16 protein-coding genes are annotated in these 16430 nt (G+C 44.5%); 2 read left to right on the top strand and 14 right to left on the bottom strand.

Annotation, left to right across the window (positions count from 1 at the left end; genetic code table 11):
• Window positions 1-113: 113 nt before the first annotated feature.
• From PGY05_RS10525 to PGY05_RS10470, 12 genes are all read right to left on the bottom strand, one after another.
• A complete protein-coding gene (locus PGY05_RS10525) occupies window positions 114-806 on the bottom strand; it encodes a hypothetical protein (protein WP_270475858.1) in 693 nt (230 codons plus the stop codon).
• 125 nt (window positions 807-931) lie between these two features.
• A complete protein-coding gene (locus tag PGY05_RS10520; RefSeq protein WP_270475857.1) occupies window positions 932-1972 on the bottom strand; it encodes a GH25 family lysozyme in 1041 nt (346 codons plus the stop codon).
• A gap of 13 nt (window positions 1973-1985) precedes the next feature.
• The gene (locus PGY05_RS10515; protein ID WP_270475856.1) at window positions 1986-2279 is read right to left on the bottom strand and encodes a phage holin family protein; all 294 of its coding nucleotides are present in this window, start codon (window positions 2277-2279) and stop codon (window positions 1986-1988) included.
• A gap of 208 nt (window positions 2280-2487) precedes the next feature.
• Window positions 2488-3498, bottom strand: coding sequence for a GGGtGRT protein (locus PGY05_RS10510; protein ID WP_008375150.1), 1011 nt, complete (start codon window positions 3496-3498; stop codon window positions 2488-2490).
• Window positions 3499-3558: 60 nt separating this feature from the next.
• A complete protein-coding gene (locus PGY05_RS10505; RefSeq protein WP_270475855.1) occupies window positions 3559-4251 on the bottom strand; it encodes an iron-sulfur cluster assembly scaffold protein in 693 nt (230 codons plus the stop codon).
• Between the two features lie 99 nt (window positions 4252-4350).
• Window positions 4351-5841: a GNAT family N-acetyltransferase gene (locus tag PGY05_RS10500; protein WP_270475854.1), complete on the bottom strand. Its 1491-nt coding sequence runs from the start codon at window positions 5839-5841 to the stop codon at window positions 4351-4353.
• A 28-nt stretch (window positions 5842-5869) separates the two neighbouring features.
• Complete coding sequence (locus PGY05_RS10495; RefSeq protein WP_270475853.1) at window positions 5870-7120, bottom strand: competence/damage-inducible protein A; 1251 nt, start codon at window positions 7118-7120, stop codon at window positions 5870-5872.
• A 1-nt stretch (window position 7121) separates the two neighbouring features.
• Window positions 7122-7664, bottom strand: a complete 543-nt coding sequence (gene pgsA, locus PGY05_RS10490) for a CDP-diacylglycerol--glycerol-3-phosphate 3-phosphatidyltransferase (RefSeq protein ID WP_055155589.1) — start codon at window positions 7662-7664, stop codon at window positions 7122-7124.
• Window positions 7661-9001: a 30S ribosomal protein S12 methylthiotransferase RimO gene (rimO, locus tag PGY05_RS10485; protein WP_270475852.1), complete on the bottom strand. Its 1341-nt coding sequence runs from the start codon at window positions 8999-9001 to the stop codon at window positions 7661-7663. The genes pgsA and rimO overlap by 4 nt, the downstream gene beginning before the upstream one ends.
• Window positions 9002-9119: 118 nt before the next feature.
• Window positions 9120-9362 (bottom strand): DNA-directed RNA polymerase subunit omega, encoded by a 243-nt coding sequence (rpoZ, locus tag PGY05_RS10480; RefSeq protein WP_022220478.1) that lies wholly within the window; start codon window positions 9360-9362, stop codon window positions 9120-9122.
• Between the two features lie 16 nt (window positions 9363-9378).
• Complete coding sequence (gene gmk / locus PGY05_RS10475; RefSeq protein WP_022220477.1) at window positions 9379-10002, bottom strand: guanylate kinase; 624 nt, start codon at window positions 10000-10002, stop codon at window positions 9379-9381.
• A 69-nt stretch (window positions 10003-10071) separates the two neighbouring features.
• Window positions 10072-10950 carry a YicC/YloC family endoribonuclease gene (locus PGY05_RS10470; protein WP_270475851.1) on the bottom strand — a complete coding sequence of 293 codons (879 nt, stop codon included), beginning with the start codon at window positions 10948-10950 and terminating at the stop codon, window positions 10072-10074.
• 196 nt (window positions 10951-11146) lie between these two features.
• On the opposite strand from PGY05_RS10470, the gene PGY05_RS10465 reads away from it, so the two are divergent.
• The gene (locus tag PGY05_RS10465; protein WP_270475850.1) at window positions 11147-12883 is read left to right on the top strand and encodes an Rqc2 family fibronectin-binding protein; all 1737 of its coding nucleotides are present in this window, start codon (window positions 11147-11149) and stop codon (window positions 12881-12883) included.
• A 175-nt stretch (window positions 12884-13058) separates the two neighbouring features.
• Here PGY05_RS10465 and murI read toward each other — a convergent pair whose 3' ends face one another.
• Together murI and PGY05_RS10455 are read right to left on the bottom strand one after the other, a co-directional pair.
• The gene (murI, locus tag PGY05_RS10460) at window positions 13059-13841 is read right to left on the bottom strand and encodes a glutamate racemase (protein ID WP_270475849.1); all 783 of its coding nucleotides are present in this window, start codon (window positions 13839-13841) and stop codon (window positions 13059-13061) included.
• Window positions 13842-13998: 157 nt separating this feature from the next.
• Entirely contained in the window at window positions 13999-14529 is a 531-nt protein-coding gene (locus PGY05_RS10455; RefSeq protein WP_173689794.1) for a DUF3877 family protein, read from the bottom strand.
• A 214-nt stretch (window positions 14530-14743) separates the two neighbouring features.
• On the opposite strand from PGY05_RS10455, the gene PGY05_RS10450 reads away from it, so the two are divergent.
• Window positions 14744-16144 (top strand): aldehyde dehydrogenase, encoded by a 1401-nt coding sequence (locus tag PGY05_RS10450; RefSeq protein ID WP_270475933.1) that lies wholly within the window; start codon window positions 14744-14746, stop codon window positions 16142-16144.
• Window positions 16145-16430 lie beyond the last annotated feature (286 nt).

Raw genomic sequence — 16430 nt, 5'->3', positions numbered from 1 at the left:
TATCTCCTAAAGCTAAAGAGAACCGGAATAGATTTCTAAAGAATTTCTAAAAAAATGAAAAAGCTTTTCAGCAAAGCACTGCTGCCCTGCCGAAAAGCCTGCCAGATACTTATTTAATAACCATAATAGCTTACTCTGCCGATCGCTGCGATGATAACAAAGAAAATCACAAGCACATAGGAAATCACCTGAAGGATCAGGGATGCTCTGCAGTAGTTACGCCGGTTCAGATTGCCACTATTACCAAACGCCCAGATAATATACAGAATCAGTCCCGCACATGGAATAATTCCGACAATCATCGTTAAAAGCCATTCTCCGGTAGAAAGTGGAGATAGATCCATCTGCTTTGGCGACATCTGACAATTGTTCTGGCTATTGTAATTGTTATTATAGCCGCTCGCGTTAAATCCGGTATTATAACCGCTATTCTGATACTGGTTGTCAGAGTACCCATTGGTATAAGCTCCGCTCTGATTGGTTCCGTTATAATACGAATTTCCGTTGTAAGTATTATTTTCATAAGTTCCATCCGAAGTTCCAGAATGGCAAGCGCTTCCGTCCGGTGCTGACTGTCCGTAACCGCTTCCGTTTTCTGACTTTGGCATTTCACCATAAGTATATGCCGGATGACTTTTTTCTTCCTGCTTTAAATTATCGTCCGCTGCCTCTTTTGGCACGCTATTGTCATTCTTTGCCTGCGGCTCTGCTTCTGTATATCCTGCATTGGGATCGGTGTAAGAAGATGGACTCTTTTCCTCCCCTTCACTATTCTCAGTTATCTGGTCATTTAAGTTATTATCCATATCCCAAAACCTCCTGTGTATTCATTTTTTTCATCATAGCACACCAAAAAGCTGAAAACAATAGCTCTTTTTGCCAAATTACTGAATTCAAAGACCAGATTCTGAATATCAAATCTATTAGCCGGTTATTTGATCCGCAGCCTCTGACCGACATAAATCAGATTCGGATTTTGTAGTTTGTTCAACCTTGCGATTTCCTGATAAGATGTTCCGTATATCGCTGCAATTTTCGAAAGCGTATCCCCGGATTTGACGATATGATACTTGTTTTCTTCGGCATTGACTCTGCTTTGTACTTCTTCATACCGTTTCCCCAGAACCGTTTTCCGCACTTCCCCGTTGCCATATTTCCCGGCACGCACTTCCTTTGCCAGTGTCTCTGTACTGGCACCGGAAATATAGTCGATCATCCCCTGCACTTCTCCATATCTGGTTCCAAGCCAGCTTTTCCGTTCTTCCCCATTTCCAAATTCTCCACGCATCGTCCGAAAAACCAGATCCAGCGTAGTTCCTTCCTGGTTTTCTTCCTCTTCAGAAGGTTTCTCTGGAGTTGTCTGGTTTCCTTTTCCAGCATACCGGCTCCACGCCTGCCGGTCTCCGTAGAATTTATTCAAATCCAGATTGCCATTCCATCCGCTTAATCTTCCCGAAGAACTGTACTGCCGCATCACACAGGCATATGCACCCTCATTCCATGGATTTTCCTGGTACCCGATTGGCTCCATACTCGCGTACTGCGCTACCCACAGTCCATAGTTTCCGATATTCTGCAACCGGCTCATCATACTTTGCTGCACATAAACCACAGGATTGACGCTGGTCTTTGTTGAAATATAATTACACCAGGCTTTCACCCATTCCCGGTCATTCACACCAAATGCCGGATTGGACCGCCCTTCCCAGTCCAGCACAAGCATTGCCTCCCCCACACGGCTCCCTGCATTCTTCAGAAAATATTCTGCCTCCGCCTGTATATTTCCACCAGACGCATAGTGATAAATGCCCAGGCATTTCCCTGCTGTTTTCGCCTGACGGTAGGCTCTTTCGTAATCCGGATTTACATAACCGGTTCCTTCTGTCGCCTTAATCACCACAAAATCACACGGGACAACCGCAAGATTAATCCCACTTTGCCAGTTGCTGATGTCAATTCCATTTAATGCCATACCACTTCTACTCCTACTCTTCTTTTCCTGCCTGCTTGATGATCTGATGGATGTAGGTACTCAGTCCTGCAACAACAATGCCCTGCGTTACGGATGCGAAAACTGCGGTCAACACATCCTGTGCTCCTGCGAAATGTGCGGTAGATGTCACCCAGATCCCGCAGATGATAATGCCTGTCGCCCCAAGCGTGATCGGAATGTATTTATCTTTGATAAATTCTGCTTGTTTAAGTGCAATTCCGAAAAAGTATAGAACTGCCGCTACGATCAGCAGTTCCGGTTTTACATAATCCATAAGTTGCTCCATTATCTGGATAGCCTGCCTTTCTTTTTGGGGATTTTAAGGAAGATTTCTTTTGAAAAATAATTCGATCAGATGTGGTATTAGTATATGTGAGAGATAGGATTTAGTGATAAAAGAAAGATTTGATATAAAATAATCGGACCGGCAGGTTCTTCTTTGATTTGTATATACAAAGGGAGAGGCGCTACGCCTCTCCCTGTAAATAAATTTCTTAGAATTTACCAGCTTTGTGAGCTTCCTCAATGCTTACAGCAACAGCGACTGTCATTCCGACCATCGGGTTGTTACCTGCACCGATAAGACCCATCATTTCTACGTGAGCCGGTACAGATGAAGATCCTGCGAACTGTGCATCAGAGTGCATACGTCCGAGTGTATCTGTCATACCGTAAGAAGCCGGTCCTGCTGCCATGTTGTCCGGGTGAAGTGTACGTCCTGTACCACCACCTGAAGCAACTGAGAAGTATTTCTTTCCTGCTTCTACGCATTCTTTCTTGTATGTACCTGCAACCGGATGCTGGAAACGTGTCGGGTTTGTAGAGTTACCTGTGATAGAAACGTCAACGCCTTCTTTCCACATGATAGCTACACCTTCACGTACATCATTTGCACCGTAGCAGTTTACTTTAGAACGAAGTCCGTCAGAGTAAGCGATTCTCTGAACTTCTTTCAGTTCTCCTGTATAATAGTCATAGTCTGTCTGAACATATGTGAATCCGTTAATTCTTGAAATGATCTTTGCAGCATCTTTTCCAAGACCGTTCAGGATAACACGAAGAGGTTTCTGACGAACTTTGTTTGCTTTTTCAGCGATACCGATTGCACCTTCAGCAGCTGCGAATGATTCATGTCCTGCAAGGAAGCAGAAGCAGTCTGTTGTTTCTTCAAGAAGCATCTTTCCAAGGTTACCATGTCCCAGACCTACTTTTCTCTGATCTGCTACAGATCCCGGAATACAGAAAGCCTGAAGTCCTTCTCCGATTGCTGCTGCAGCGTCTGCTGCTCTTGTACATCCTTTTTTGATTGCGATTGCTGCACCTGTGATGTAAGCCCAGCATGCGTTTTCAAAACAGATTGGCTGAATACCTTTGATCTGGTTGTATACATCCAGTCCGGCATCCTTTGTGATCTTTTCAGCTTCTTCGAGTGAAGCAATGCCATAGCTGTTTAAAACTTCATTGATTTTATCAATTCTTCTCTCATATGATTCAAATAAAGCCATTTAATTGTCCTCCTGAAAATATTGTTGCCTATATAACCCGTTAATTACTTATGTATGTAATTAGTTTTTACGCGGATCAATGATCTTAACGGCATCAGCTACACGTCCGTACTGTCCTTTAGCTTTTTCCCAAGCTTCGTTCGGAGTATCGCCTGCTTTGACAAAGTCTGTGAATTTTCCAAGACTTACGAACTGGTATCCGATGATTTCATCATGGTTATCAAGAGCGATTCCTGTTACATAACCTTCTGCCATTTCCAGGTAACGTGGTCCTTTTGCGAGAGTTCCGTACATTGTACCAACCTGTGAACGAAGTCCTTTACCAAGGTCTTCAAGTCCTGCACCGATCGGAAGTCCTTCTTCTGAGAATGCACTCTGAGTTCTTCCGTATACGATCTGTAAGAAAAGTTCTCTCATTGCTGTATTAATTGCATCACAGACAAGGTCTGTGTTAAGTGCTTCCAAAATAGTCTTTCCTGGAAGAATTTCTGAAGCCATAGCTGCGGAATGAGTCATTCCTGAACATCCGATAGTCTCCACAAGTGCTTCCTGAATAATACCATCTTTAACGTTCAAAGTAAGTTTGCATGCACCCTGCTGTGGAGCACACCAGCCGACACCATGTGTAAGACCGGAAATATCTTTGATTTCTTTAGCCTTTACCCATTTTGCTTCTTCCGGAATTGGAGCTGGTCCGTGGTTTGCACCCTGAGCTACCGGACACATCATTTCTACTTCATGTGAATAAATCATGTTAAAACTCCTTTCAAATACATCTGTTTTTCTTTTATAAGGCGTTTGTGATTGTTTTAACACCATATGTATTTATTTTCGCACAATTTTCGACATTCGTCAATTGTTACTTTGTACAAGATTCCAGAACTCACTGTCTGTTTTATATTCAATTATTTCTTTCATAGTAAACGGCGCTGTGATCCATCCACTCTCCGCAGAAGATTTTTTTCCATCTCCCGGGTAATGGTAAGTAATTCCGATCTCAATTCCATCCTTATCTACAAAGAATGCATCAAAGTACCGGTTCTCCAGGATTTCTCCATTTAAAATCTGTCGGAAATCATTTAATTTCACACTGCTTAACACCTCTGCCGATGGTGCTTCACCCTTCATCTTTTTCATCCAATCGTGCATAAATGCATCGCTTAGATCCACGATATCTGCCACTTCAAACTGCTTTGCGTCAGAAATACGGATGTTGCGGGTACGGAGGTCACAATACTGTGCAGAAGTATTTCCTGCATAATAAATATCATTGAATGCTACGCTGATAAAATCTTCTCCTGCATAAGAAACCTTGTACGTTACAAGACTTCCTAAAAACGGGTTCGATTCCTCCAACATTTTCTCTTTCATAGAATCACTCGGAGCCAGATATAAGGTATTGACCGTACTCATCGCACAGTCCTTCAGCATTTCATTGATCTTGTCAATATTTTCACCTTCCACACCTGTGATCTGCGGATATTTGACATCAAACTGCATCGGATATTCGCCTTTATTTCCATTGGAAAAATAAGTGTAATTTTCCTCCGTGATCGTATACGGCAGATTTTCTGCCTCGTAGCCTTCAATTGCCTCGATTCCCTGTGCTTCTTCAGAACTGCTTTCCTTATTATCCTCTTCATTTCCATTACTGCCAAAGATATCGTCAATTTCTCCGTCCTCATCCGGGTTATATTCAAAAATCTGTGACGAATCCTCCTGTTTTCCTTCACCACTCGCAAAATTGCTGATGATTTTTCCGAAGAGCAGTCCCAGGAATATCAGAAAAATAAGTACGGTAACTGCGATCCCGATAAAAAGTCCCGTATGTTTCTTTCCATTATAAGAAGATCTTACATTTGCCGGTGATATCATCAAATCCATCGGGACAAAACGGATCCCGTTCTTTTCCTGAACCGGTGCCAGATCCCGGAATCCCATATGGTGATAAGCTTCCGTACTCACAACCGATGCATTGACCGTCATACGCATCAGAGCAAACTGCATCGTACAGTATCTGCACATTTCACCAACAAGAGCCTTCGCAATCCCTTTTCTCCGCAAATCCGGGCGGACAAACAGAAGGGAAATATGTCCATCCCTCCGCACGGCTCCGACACCGCCAAGATCCTGTCCTTCTACCACGCCAAAGACGATCATCTCTCCGCTTTCGACAAGAGGCATAAAATTCTCCATCTTGATAAAACGGGCAAATTCCTCGATTCCCTGCTGTGTACAGGAATTGGCGTTTTCTCTGATAAATACATCCCATACCAGATGCAGACCTTCCACAACCTCCTGACTGCTATATAGTCTTTTTATGATCATTTTTCTGTACCTCATCTTTTCCAGAATGAACTGGTTTTCTCTCTTACGCCCTCTTTAAAAGTTCTTCCCGCAAGAGCGTGATCGCACGTGCAACCGCATAGTCCCGGTTCTTCTCACGATTGCCGGTAAAACGGTACTCTCTTACCGTTACCTCTCCATTTACCGCACATCCGATATACACAAGTCCGACCGGTTTTTCCGCTGTGCCGCCGCCAGGTCCTGCGATTCCGGTTACACTAAGTGCCGCATCCGCACCTGCCGCCTTTGCTGCCCCAAGCGCCATCTCTGCTGCTGTCTGTTCACTGACTGCCCCGTAGGTTTCCAGTGTCTCATGCTTCACACCAAGAATCTTTTCCTTCGATGCATTCGCATAAGTAATATATCCTTCATTGTACACGCTGGAAGCTCCCGACACATTCAGAAGTCTGCCGGAAAGCTTTCCGCCTGTACAGGATTCTGCCGTTGTCACAGTCATCTTCTTCTCTTCCAGAAGACGGATCACCGACTCTTCCAGTGTCACATTCTCTTCGGTCGTATAAACAGCATCACCAAAACGCTTCTTCATCTCTTCGATCATCGGCTCCATCAGTTTTTCTGCCGCTTCTTCAGAGCATGCTCTTGCAGTCACACGAAAATGTACCTCTCCTGTCTTTGCATAAGGCGCAAGCGTCGGATTGGTCTGTGCATCCATCAGATCCGCAACCATGGTCTCTGCCCTGCTTTCCCCAATCCCGCACACTTTTACCATATGGGAATAGATTCCCTCCGGCTGCTTTTTATTGAGGTACGGTGCAATGTCGTGTTCAAACATCGGCTTCATCTCATTCGGAGGCCCAGGGATCAGGATCGCTGCTTTGCCGCGCTCTTTATCCTCCAGGATCAGTCCAGGTGCCGTTCCGTTCAGATTGTCGATCACGATCGCGCCTTCCGGAACCAACGCCTGCTTCCAGTTATTTTCCGTTACTTTTTTACTCTTTATCTTTTCAAAATAATACTGGATCCGTGCTTTGGAATGTTCATCCATATAAAGTTTTCTGCCAAATACCTTTGCAGTTACTTCTTTTGTCAGATCATCCTTGGTAGGGCCAAGTCCCCCTGTCAGAATTACGATATCAGCGCGCTCTATTGCCTGGCGGATTGCTTCTTCCATACGCTCTTCATTGTCACCGACAACAGTCTGGTGATATAAAGAACAACCTAGCAGAGCACATTTCTCTGCTAGGTATGCTGCGTTTGTATTCACAATGTTGCCAAGTAAAATTTCAGTGCCGACAGAAATCAGCTCTACAACCATTTTACATGCCTCCCTGTGTTAATACCTGTTTGTTCTTTGCAATATAATCGATCAGTGAAACGACGGTCAGGAGCAGTGCTACCCATGTAAGGACTGTTCCTACAACATTCCACACACCGCCCAGATCCATGATCAGCACAATGATCAGTGCCATCTGTGATACGGTTTTGAATTTGCCCCAGTAGCTTGCCGCAATGACGATTCCATTGTCAGAAGCAACCAGACGGAATCCGCTGATGATAAATTCTCTGGCAATGATCACCAGAACAACAATGACATTCAGTCGGTTCATAGATGTCAGACAGATCAGCGCGGTACATACCAGCAGCTTGTCTGCAAGCGGATCCATAAATTTACCGAAGTTCGTTACCAGGTTGTACTTTCTGGCGATTTTCCCATCCAGCATATCCGTCAGGCTGGCAACACAGAAGATCACAAGTGCGATCCACTTATCTGCTGCTCCGGTAATATCAAATAACATAAACACTACAAAAAATGGAATTAAAATCACTCGTAAAATCGTTAACTTATTTGGTAAATTCATAATAACTCTCCTATCAAATCATAATCTGCAGATCCGGTCACTTTTACCCTTGCAAAATCTCCCGACATTAGTTCTTCCGATGTGTTCACAAAAATAAGTCCGTCTACATTCGGCGCATCCCGGTAGGTTCTTCCCACATAGGCATTCTCATCTGCTACCTTGCCTTCGATCATCACAAGCAGCTCTTCCCCAATCCGGTCTTCTGCCTGGTCAAATACGATATCCTGCTGAAGTTCCATGAGCTCTGCCTGACGTTCCTCTTTGACTTCTTCCGGGATCTGATCCGGCATAGATGCTGCTGGAGTATCCTCTTCCGGTGAGTAGGTAAATACGCCAAGTCTGTCGAATTCCATCTGATCCACAAAATCCATCAGCTCTTCATGCTGTTCCTGTGTCTCTCCAGGGAATCCAGTGATCAAAGTTGTGCGAAGTGCGATATCCGGGATCTCACGTCGAAGCTTCTCAATGGTCTCGATGAGCTGCGCTCTGGAAGTCCGTCTTCCCATTCTCTTCAGGATACCATCGCTTGCATGCTGAATCGGGAGATCCAGATAATGGCAGATCTTTGGTTCCTCCTTGATCACCTGAATCAGCTCATCCGTGATTTCCTCCGGATAGCAGTATAAAATACGGATCCAACGAAGTCCGCTGATCTTGCAAAGCGCTCTCAAAAGTTGTGGAAGCCGCTTCTCCCCGTACAGATCGGTTCCGTACATGGTGGTCTCCTGTGCTACCAGGATCAGCTCCTTCACCCCTCCGTCTGCCAGATTCTGCGCTTCCTCCAGCAGATGCTCCATCGGCACACTCCGAAAATCTCCTCGTACCTTCGGGATAATACAGTAAGTACAGTGCTTGTCACAGCCTTCTGCAATCTTCAGATAAGCGAAATGTCCGCCGGTCGTCACCATACGGTGCGTGTCTGTCACCGGAAGATAATCCACATCCTTCATGGTCAGGCGCACGTCTCCGCGCTCCATCGGACTGTCACTTAAAACTCCATCAATCACGTGTGCGATCTCTTCATAAGAAGTCGTTCCGAGAACCGCATCAACCTCCGGGATTTCCTGAATGATCTCTTCTTTGTATCTCTGTGCAAGACAGCCTGTTACGATCAGGGCTTTTAATCTACCGGTCTTCTTCAGATCTGCCATCTCAAGAATATTCTGGATACTCTCTTCCTTTGCGTCATGGATAAAGCAGCAGGTGTTAATGATAATGACATCTGCCATTGTCTCATCGTCCACCATCTGATGACCGTCCTTTGCAAGAATCCCAAGCATGACCTCCGAATCCACAAGGTTCTTGTCACAGCCTAATGAAATGAATAATATATTCATAAAATAAATTTCTCCTCAAGCATAATTTCTGGGCGGCAGGGGAAATCATCTTCACCGGAAAATAAAATCCCCTATCATAAGAATACCCCGCAGACAGCTGCAGGGTATCGAACTTCTTTTATTTATCTGCATCTTCTGCAATAATTTTGATCTTTCCACTGTTCAGCTCATCAATTGCAATAGAAAGCGGCTTTTCGCCGTCCTTAACAGGAACAAGCGGCATCTCGCCGTCAATGATCTGTCTCGCTCTCTTTGCTGTTGCAAGAACGATAGAATAACGGCTGTTGACAATCTTAGTTGCGCCTTCTTCCACGTCCTGATTTACTACTTTCATCAAATCGGTATATGATGGATGTAACATAAATTCTGCTCCTTTCCTACAGTTCCTTCAGTTCTTTTCTGATATCATCTATAAAGTCAGCATTCCGGCTTACCCGGTCATGCTCACCCTGAATAATGCTGTGCATCTCTTTTGCGCAGCGCTCCAGGTCATCATTGATCACAAGATAATCGTACTTCTCTACGCCCTGTGATTCTTCTACTGCCCGCTTCATTCTCGAATCGATCACTTCTGCGGTCTCGGTTCCCCGTCCTACCAGTCTGTCTTTCAGTACCTGCGCACTCGGCGGAGTCACGAACATCAGCAGGGTATCCGGATACTTCTCTTTCACTTTCAACGCACCCTGGATCTCAATCTCAAGGATCACATCCTTGCCTGCCTCTAACTGCTCCATAACATACTGCTTCGGAGTTCCATAGTAATTTTCTACATATCTAGCATACTCTATAAGCTCATCACGCGCAATCATTTTTTCAAATTCTTCTTTTGTTCTGAAAAAATACTCTCTTCCATCTTCTTCCCCGACACGAGGCTGTCGCGTGGTTGCAGAGATCGATAATGCATAATTATCATAGTCCTGCATCAGCTTTTTCATCAGTGTTCCCTTACCGGCTCCGGAAAATCCGGATACTACAATAAGAATTCCTTTTTTTTCTCTCATAATCAGTTCTCCTGCATACTCAGACATTGAAATGTTATTTTAACACATCTTTTTACATTTTTCAAAGCTTTATTCAATATTTTGAATCTGCTCACGGACTTTTTCAATCTCAGTCTTCAGATCGATTGCATAATTGGATACTTCCAGATCATTTGCCTTGGATAAGATCGTGTTCGCCTCACGGTTCATCTCCTGCGCAATAAAATCAAGCTTGCGTCCGATTCCCTCTGTCTGTTCCAGAGTTTCCTTCATATGCTTGATATGGCTTTTCAGCCTTACCACTTCTTCATCTGTACAGATCTTGTCAGAGAAGATCACAACCTCAGCCGCGATCCGTCCTTCGTCAATCTGGGTGTCCCCAAGAAGCTCCTTCACTTTCGTTTCCAGCTTCTCCCGGTATTCAGCAACGATCTGCGGAGATCGCTCTTCAACCCTGGCAACAACTTCCAGCATTCCATCCAGCTTGCCAATGATATCCTTTTTCAGGTTCTCACCTTCTGTAGTCTTGGTCTGTACAAACTGTTCGCATGCGCCTTTCATTGCTTTTTCAAGACCACTCCACAGTTCTTCCTCATCCACAGACTGTTCTTCCATCGTAAGGACTTCCGGGCAGCGTGCAAGTGTGGATACCCGCACATCATTGTCAAGCCCAAACTGTTCTTCCATCTGCTTAAAGCTTGTCATATATTCTTCTGCCAGCTTCTGATTATATTTCAAAGTCATCTGGCTTTCTGTCATATCTTCATACCCGATGAAAATATCAATCTTTCCTCTTTGCACATACTGCTTAAGCAGGTTGCGGATCGCGGACTCAAAGAAGTTAAGCTTCTTTGGCATACGGATATTCACATCCAGGTAACGGTGATTAACCCCCTTCATCTCTACGGTAAATTTGCGGTCTGCTTCGGCGATCTCACACCGTCCAAAGCCTGTCATACTTTTTATCATTTGATTTTCCCTCTTCTTACTGACCTTTTAAGGGCCGTTTTACTATCGATTATTATAGTTCATTTACACTTACTCGTCAACCGGGTGACAGGGCATTTTCACTTGTCTATGCATGCCTCTCTATGCTATAATGAGCCCATTGAAAAAAGAATGTGCCCTGGCATATTCCCGGATAAATATGAGGTGAATTTTTAAAATGGCTTTTGATGGAATTACAATCGCAAATATCGTAAAAGAATTAAATGATACCATCCTGAACGGACGGATCGCCAAGATCGCACAGCCGGAAAATGATGAACTGCTTCTCACGATCAAACCTGCAAAAGGGCAGGTAAGACTGGTCATCTCCGCAAGTGCATCCCTGCCGCTGATCTATCTGTCCAGAGATAACAAACCAAGTCCGATGACTGCGCCGAATTTCTGTATGCTTCTGAGAAAACATATTGCAAATGGCCGCATCGTAGGCATTTCTCAGCCTTCCCTGGAACGGATCATCCGCTTCGAGATCGAGCACCTGGATGAACTTGGAGATCTGTGCCGCAAATCCCTGATCGTTGAGATCATGGGCAAGCACAGCAATATTATTTTCTGTAATGAAAAAGGAATGATCATCGACAGTATCAAGCATGTTTCCGCGCAGATGAGTTCTGTGCGTGAGGTTCTTCCGGGAAGAGAATATTTTATCCCGGATACTATGAAAAAAGAGAATCCACTTGGCATACCGGAGGAAAATTTCACACAGGAACTTCTCTCCAAACCAATGCCGGTCGGAAAAGCGATCTACAACAGTTTTACCGGAATCAGTCCGGTTGTCGCCGAAGAGATCTGCTATCTGGCAGGAATCGACTCTTCTGTTCCGGCATCGGAGATGTCCGGTGATCTGCTGGCGCATCTGTACCGGCAGTTTACCTATTTTATGGAGCAGGTGACAGAAAGCAAATTCTCTCCTGCTATTTATTACGATGGAAATGAGCCGAAAGAGTTCTCATCTCTTCTGCTCACCCACTTTTCCAACTATCAGGTAAAATCTTATGATTCGATTTCTGAAGTGATCCGGACTTATTATTCTTCCCGTGATCTGATCACCCGGATCCGCCAGAAATCTTCGGATCTGCGCCGTGTGGTTCAGACAGCACTGGAACGTAACCGCAAGAAATACGACCTGCAGTTAAAGCAGCTTCGCGATACGGAAAACCGCGATAAATACAAGGTATACGGGGAACTGATCCACACCTACGGTTACAATCTGGAAGAAGGTGCAAAAGAACTGGAAGCACTCAATTATTATACTAACGAAATGATCAAAATTCCGCTGGATCCGCAGAAAACACCACAGGAAAATGCAAAGAAATATTTTGACCGGTATAATAAACAGAAACGTACTTTCGAGGCTCTTTCAGAACTGATCAAAGAAACGAAAGATGAGATTGATTATCTGGAGTCCGTCAGCAAATCCCTGGATATTGCACGAAGCGAGGATGACCTGATCCAGATCAAGGAAGAACTGATCGAAAGTGGATTTATCCGCAGAAAGCAGTCTGCCAAAAAGGTGAAGATCACAAGCAAACCGTTCCACTATATTTCTTCAGACGGTTTCCATATGTATGTTGGAAAAAATAATCTTCAGAACGAAGAACTCACCTTCCATTTTGCAAATGGCGGGGACTGGTGGTTCCATGCGAAAAAGGCACCGGGTTCCCATGTCATCGTGAAGACGAACGGGGAAGAACTTCCGGACCGGACCTTTGAAGAGGCAGCCAGACTTGCTGCGCATTACTCGAAGAATTCCGGGGCTGAAAAGGTGGAGGTTGACTATGTAGAGAAAAAACATGTCAAGAAACCAAATGGAAGCAAGCCTGGGTTTGTCGTGTATTATACCAATTATTCGATGATGATAGATAGTGATATTACTGGGATTCAGGAAGTACAATAAGATAGGTTGTGACACCACCAGAGAAGAATAAAATCCACCCCATTCCAAGTTGTGCAAAGCATTCCGATGAGCCTCTTAGGGCGAGAATCGTGTTCAGCAAAGGCTTCCACGATTCTTGAGTCTCATCTCCATTGCACAAGATAGGAATGGGGTGGATTTTATTCGATATCAGTATTTACTTGATCTCATATACTTTATCTAACTGCGTCATACATGCCTGAATTTTCTTCATACCCTCATCATCAGCAGGTTCTCCGGAGAAGTAATAGGTGACTTTGCTGGGTTCTCCTGGGGTGGTTTGTTCGGGGAGAACTCTTTTTAGCTGGCGGAGGGTGCCTTCGTTGCCGTCTACAAAGTGGATTTCTCCCGGGAAGATTTTGCGGAAGGATTGTTTGAAGTAGTTGAAGTGAGTACAGCCAAGTACGACTGCAGCATACTGGTTGAGTGTATAGCTCTGAAGGCTGTTTTTCAGGTATTCATCTACTTCCGGGTCCTGGAATCTTCCGGCTTCGGCAAAGCGGACCAGTTTTGGAAGCGGAGCCAGATCTACTTCGTGTTCTGTGTCAACCCGTTCCAGAAGGCTGTGTAATTTTTCTCCGGCTATCGTAACCGGTGTTGCTGTTACCAGAATCCGTTTCTGCATATCCTGATATAGCTTGAGCGCGCGCTTGACTGCCGGTTCCATACCGACGATCGGTACGGCAAATTCGCCTCTGAATTCTTTCGTTGCCACGCTGGTTGCCGTATTACAGGCGATTACGATTGCATCAACCTCCTTCGCGATCAGGAAATTCAGAACCTCTTCTACATATCCTTTGATCTGTTCCCTCGTCTTTTCTCCGTATGGAACATGCTTTGTATCCGCATAATATATAAATTCTGCTTCCGGCATCTTTTTCAGTGCGCGGTGAAGCACAGAAAGTCCGCCGATCCCTGAATCATATATTCCGATTTTCATTGGTGTTACCTCGATTTCTTATTTTCTTATCTGGTTTAAAGCCAAAATCTGTATCTATTTTTATTCAATTTAATGATGTGAGTGTCAAAAGTAAATTTTGCCACTCACTGATGTAACCGGATTGCTTCATTGCTATGCAATTCCCGCAATGTTCGATTTAAAAGTCAAAATCTGCATAATCTTCCGGCAGGAAACGATGATAAATAATATGGCATCCTTCATCTTTAAAGCAATAATAATACTTGTCTTCTCCCTCTTCAAACCGGATCATCCGGTCAAATTCTCCATTGTCCATAGGTTCTGCCACGATCTTGTCTGAATGAGAACGGAACAATACTTCGATATCTTCCATCGTGCAGCCATGCTTTGCGACAAGTTCCACCAGCTCTTTGATAAATTCATTCGGTTTCATATTTTCATGCACATATTCCGATGCTTTTTCCGATAAAGCAAAGCAAAAACGGTCCTTTGCATGTGTAATCCCGACTTCCCCGAAAATATCTTCTGCTGCTTTCGGAAAAGCTGCAAGGAGCTCCTGCATTTCTTCCGAATCTGCATTCGTCTCCATAAAATGATTCAGTGAACTGAGCGGATAATAAAGCCGGATCATCTCTTTCCGATATCCGAGCTTTGCCTGCTCTTCCTTTACCAGATCGATTAAACTCTTTTCCAAACGCTCGTATCCCATATATATTAAAGCTCCTGTCTTGATAAAATTATGTAAGTCTGCTGCTGCAAACAAAAATATTTTATCACATTCTTTCCATTTTCGCCACTCACACCGTTGAAGAATTCTCTTATTTTCGTTATCATAAAAGAAATATACATTATTTTCAGTATAAAAGACTCTTCAAGAATATAAACACAATTTGGAAAACAGGAATCGAAACTTAAATATCCAGATACCTGGGAGGTTAAAACACATGGATGAACAGACAATCAGACAGCGGATTTCCACGCAGCGTGATTTTTTTGCAACCGGCGCAACACTTCCGCTTTCTTTTCGATTAAAACAATTAGAACAGCTAAAACTTGCACTCAAACGCCATGAACAAGATCTGTATACAGCACTAAAAACGGATCTTGGAAAAAGCCGGATGGAAAGCTATATGTGCGAAATCGGTCTGACACTTTCCGAGCTTACCTGGATGCAAAGGCATTTACCAAAGCTGATGCGCTGTAAAACCGTCCCTACTCCGCTGGCACACTTCGCCGCCAAAAGCTTTCAATCGCCATCCCCCTACGGAACCGTACTGATCATGAGTCCCTGGAATTACCCGGTACTCCTCACTTTAGAACCGCTGATCGATGCGCTCGCCGCCGGAAATACCGTCATCCTGAAGCCAAGCGCTTACGCTCCACACACCAGTCAGATTCTGAGCCAGATCCTCAAGGAATGTTATCCGCCGAAATATGCAACGATGATCACCGGAGGCCGGGAAGAAAATCAGGCGCTCTTAAACCAGCGTTTTGACAAAATCTTTTTCACCGGAGGAAAAACGGTTGGAAAAGAAGTCCTTCGTCATGCTGCCGAATACCTGACTCCCGTCACTCTGGAGCTTGGTGGGAAAAGCCCGTGCATCGTGGATTCCACGGCGAAAATTTCTCTCACCGCAAGGCGGATCGTATTCGGAAAATACCTCAACTGCGGACAGACCTGCGTTGCCCCGGATTATATCCTCTGCGATGCTTCTATTCGTGACCGGCTGCTTCAGGCACTGGAAAAAGAAATCCACCGGCAGTTTGGCAAACAGCCTCTTCAAAATCCGGATTATGGGAAAATCATCAACGAAAAACATTTTCACCGGCTGCAGAACCTGATTGCTGCCGACAAGCTAGTCTGTGGAGGTGAGTCCGATCCGTCTACCCTGCGCATTGCCCCGACCATCCTAAAAGATGTCACCTGGGACGATCCGGTCATGGGCGAAGAAATTTTCGGACCGATTCTTCCGGTACTTACCTATTCTGACCTGAATGATGCAATCCGGCAGGTCAAATCCCATCCACACCCGCTTGCACTCTATCTTTTCACCGAAGATCCTGCTGCCAAAAAGAAAGTCCTTGCCAGATGCCATTTTGGCGGCGGCTGCATCAACGATACCATCATCCACCTCGCCACCAGCCAGATGCCGTTCGGCGGTGTCGGAGAAAGCGGCATGGGATGCTATCATGGAAAAGAAGGATTTGAATGCTTCACACATCAGAGAAGCATAGTCGATAAGAAAACCTGGATGGATCTGCCGATACGGTATCAGAAGTACCGGTTCTGGAAAGAAAAAATGCTGAGAGGCTTCCTGCGCTAGGATTAGCGCGGGAAGATCTTCCCAGCAGATATAACATCAAGAACTTTCCTTCTCAATCAGACACTGATGTTCTTTGCTGTTTTTATCATTTAAATTCTTCGATTAAAGTTGCGATATTTTGATAAAGTTTTACAGTTAAAGCACCTAAATCCGTTATGCCTAACTTGACGAAATATGTTAAAAATGATAACATTATTTATGTTGTAGAAAAATACTGAGTAAAAAAGAAAGGGGCTGTCGGGAAATAGATAGTTCCAAAGCAGGGAGGGTATGACTCACAACGAGT

It is taken from the genome of Coprococcus sp. AF51-11b1, assembly GCF_027682785.1.
Lineage (GTDB): Bacteria > Bacillota > Clostridia > Lachnospirales > Lachnospiraceae > Allocoprococcus > Allocoprococcus comes.
This window is presented reverse-complemented; position numbering and strand designations above follow the sequence as displayed.